The sequence below is a fragment of the Streptomyces ipomoeae 91-03 genome, from assembly GCF_000317595.1.
GTDB lineage: Bacteria > Actinomycetota > Actinomycetes > Streptomycetales > Streptomycetaceae > Streptomyces > Streptomyces ipomoeae.
This window is the reverse complement of record NZ_AEJC01000352.1, coordinates 1-3159: the sequence shown is the minus strand read 5'-3', so window position 1 is coordinate 3159 and position 3159 is coordinate 1. Positions and strand designations below refer to the sequence as shown.

The window sequence follows — 3159 nt, the reverse complement described above, 5'->3', positions numbered from 1 at the left end:
TAAGGGGTGCGGGGCTGTGTCGATGTGCGGCTCCGCCGCGTGGGCGCGACCAGCCACAACAAACCCGCACCCGCCAAACACCCCGCACCCCCGAGCTACTGGGCGCCCCACCCTTACGCTGGGCGCCATGGCACGGAACATCGCGACCAACACCAAGGTCTCCCTCGAAGAACTCCTCGACTTCATCCGCCCCCGGCACCGCGCGATCCTGCTCACCCGCCGGGCCGACGGCGGGCCCCAGGCGTCCCCGCTGACCTGTGGCGTGGACGACTCGGGCCGGATCGTGATCTCCACGTACCCGGAGCGGGCCAAGACACGGAACGCCAAGCGGGACGAGCGGGTCACCGTCGTCGTGCTCAGCGACGACTGGGACGGCCCCTGGGTCCAGATCGACGGTACGGCCGAGGTCATCGACTCGCCGGACTCGGTCGAGCCGCTGGTGGAGTACTTCCGCAACATCGCGGGCGAGCACCCGGACTGGGACGAGTACCGGGAGGCGATGATCAAGCAGGGCAAGTCCATCATCCGGGTCACGCCGGCGAAGTGGGGACCAGTGGCCACCGGAGGCTTCCCGGCACGGCTCGTCGAGGACAACGGCTGACTCAGCCCCGCTCGACCATCACCTCGATGCCGGCGATGAGGGTCTCCAGGGCGTAGGTGAAGTCCCGTTCGCGCATCTCCTCGACGGTGTCGCCGCCGCGGGCCTCCATGAGGTCCGCGGACTGCTGGACGATCTCGCCGAGCTGGGGGGCGTCGGCGACCGCGCTCATGGCGTGGCGGAAGTACTCCTCCTGGGTCATCCCGGCGCCGGCGGCGCGCTGGATGAAGTGGCCCTCGATGGTGCCGAAGCCGTACACGAACTGGAAGACGGCCGAGATGGCGCCGGTCTGCCCGTACGCCGGCAGACCGGTGCGACGGATCACGCGCTGCACGGCGAGCGAGAAGTCGAGCGAGTGCGGCCCGATGTTGAGGAAGGTCCCGGCGAGCGGCGAGACCCAGGGATGGCGGACGAGGACGGCCCGGTACTCCTTGGCGAGCGTGCGCAGCTGGTCCCGCCAGTCCTCGTCGGAGTCCTCCGGGGGCAGCCGCAACTCGCCGAACGCCTGGTCGAGAGCCAGTTCCAGCAGGTCGTCCTTGTTGTCGACGTACCAGTAGACCGACATCGCGGTCACGTTCAGCTCGGCCGCCAGCCGCCGCATCGAGAACTTGGCCAGCCCCTCCGCGTCCAACAACCGCACGGCCGCCCCGGTGATCCGCTCCCGATCCAGCCCCGACGGCTGCCCTCCTCGCCGGGCCCGCACCCCATCCTCCAACCACACACTGGCCCGGACAGACCCTTCAACCCGACCGGCTGCCCTAGCCATGGCACCGCACCTTCCAGACACAATCACGTTCGTCCACTTGCGACGATGCTAGGTGCGCAACGCGCCATCAGGGGCGCGGGGCCGTATCGATATGCGGCTCCGTCGCGTAGGCGCGAGAAACCACGACGAGCCCGCAGCTGCACACCCACCCGCCCCCGAGCTAGTGGGCGATCACAACCCCCGCGTCCCCCTTCTCCGCCCTGCGCAGCAGAACCGCCGCCACCAACCCCCCGAGCAACACAGCCAAGGCCCCCACCAACAAACTCGCCTCCAAGCCGGAGGCAAACGCACCCATGACCTCCGCCCTCTCCTCCGCAGACCCCGCCTCGGCCAACGCCCCCGGCAGGGAAACCGCCGCGACAGAAATCAGCGCCGTGAACCGGGAATTGAGCACGGCCCCCAGCACAGCCACCCCCAACCCGTTCCCGAACTCCGCGAGCGTCCCGTTGATCCCGGCCCCGACCCCCGCCTTGGCCGGTGGAATCGCACTCATGATCGCGTGAGCCATGGCGGGGTTGGCGATGGCGCACCCCACGCCGATCAGCACCAGCCCGAGCAGTGTCCCGGCGTAACCTCCGGACGCGAGTGCCGCGATGGACACCAGCCCCCCGGACATCAGCACCATCCCCAGCGCGATGGAGACCGGCATCCCGAGCCTCGCCGTCCACTTCGCCGACAGCCCGGAGAAGTTGAGCGCGACCACGGTCAGGGCGAGCGGCGCGGTCCTCAGCCCCGCCTCCAGGGCCTCGTAACCGAGCACGAACTGCAGATGCTGGGTCAGCAGGAACAGCGCCCCGCCCATGCCGAAGGTGATGAGCACCGCCCCGGCGACGGCACCGGTGAACCGGCGGTCACGGAAGAAGTGCAGGTCGAGCATGGGGTACGGAATCCGGCTCTCCCAGTACGCGAACGCCGCGAGGACGACGACGGCGACGGCGGCCGTGGCGAGCACCGGCCCGGACGTCCAGCCGTGCTCGGGGCCGGAGATGATCGCGTAGACGAGCGCGGTCATGCCTATGGTCGACAGCAGCGCACCCAGCAGATCGGGCCGGTCACCCCGCGGATTCTTCGACTCGGGGACCAGGGCGACCACGGCCACCAGGCCCAGCGCGGCGACCGGCAGGTTGACCAGGAAGATCGCGCCCCACCAGAAGTGGCCCAGCATGAAACCGCCCAGGAGAGGGCCGGTCGCGAAGCCGAGCGCGTTGACGGCGCTCCAGATGCCGATCGCCTTCGGCTGCTCCTCGGGCGTGAAGATCTGCATGGCGACGGCGAGGGTCGTGGTGAGCAGCAGCGCGCCGCCGATGCCCATGCCGGCCCGCGCGGCGATCAACTGCCCGGTGGACTGGGCGAGTCCGGCGACCAGCGAGCCGATGCCGAACAGCGCCAGACCGGCGATCAGCATCTTCTTGCGCCCGTAGCGGTCGGCCGCGCTGCCCACGGTGAGCAGCAGCCCCGACTGCACCAGCGAGTACGCGTTGATCATCCACTGGATGTCGGCCGTACCCGCGCCCAACTCCTCGGTGAGCGAGGGGATCGCCACGTTCAGCACGGTGTTGTCCAGCAACACGGTCAGCTGTGCGAGACAGATGACACCGAGGATCAGCCAGCGCTGGGGGTGGCCTTGGGGCCCCGGGACGGGGACGGCGGGCGTCTCAGGCGTCCCGGAGGCGGCGGGGGTCGACATGCCGTACACCGTAGAACAGCTCCCATACGGCGTACAACGTGAGGTTCGACGCCGTACGAGGAGGCCTTTTCCGATGGCGTACGAGAGGTGCTCGGCGGCATACGAAAA

3 protein-coding genes are annotated in these 3159 nt (G+C 69.5%); 1 reads left to right on the top strand and 2 read right to left on the bottom strand.

Annotation, left to right across the window (positions count from 1 at the left end; genetic code table 11):
- The first annotated feature begins 127 nt into the window (after positions 1-127).
- Positions 128-601: a PPOX class F420-dependent oxidoreductase gene (locus STRIP9103_RS22550; RefSeq protein WP_009319648.1), complete on the top strand. Its 474-nt coding sequence runs from the start codon at positions 128-130 to the stop codon at positions 599-601.
- Between the two features lies 1 nt (position 602).
- Here the strand turns inward: STRIP9103_RS22550 and STRIP9103_RS22545 are convergent, their stop codons facing one another.
- Entirely contained in the window at positions 603-1364 is a 762-nt protein-coding gene (locus STRIP9103_RS22545; RefSeq protein ID WP_048820774.1) for a TetR/AcrR family transcriptional regulator, read from the bottom strand.
- A gap of 160 nt (positions 1365-1524) precedes the next feature.
- Positions 1525-3051: an MFS transporter gene (locus tag STRIP9103_RS22540; RefSeq protein ID WP_078614011.1), complete on the bottom strand. Its 1527-nt coding sequence runs from the start codon at positions 3049-3051 to the stop codon at positions 1525-1527.
- Positions 3052-3159 lie beyond the last annotated feature (108 nt).

Bases quoted from the DNA above. Each gene is read 5' to 3' on its own strand.
- STRIP9103_RS22550 (WP_009319648.1), top strand. From the start codon at position 128: ATGGCACGGAACATCGCGACCAACACCAAGGTCTCCCTCGAAGAACTC.
- STRIP9103_RS22545 (WP_048820774.1), bottom strand. From the start codon at position 1,364: ATGGCTAGGGCAGCCGGTCGGGTTGAAGGGTCTGTCCGGGCCAGTGTG.
- STRIP9103_RS22540 (WP_078614011.1), bottom strand. From the start codon at position 3,051: ATGTCGACCCCCGCCGCCTCCGGGACGCCTGAGACGCCCGCCGTCCCC.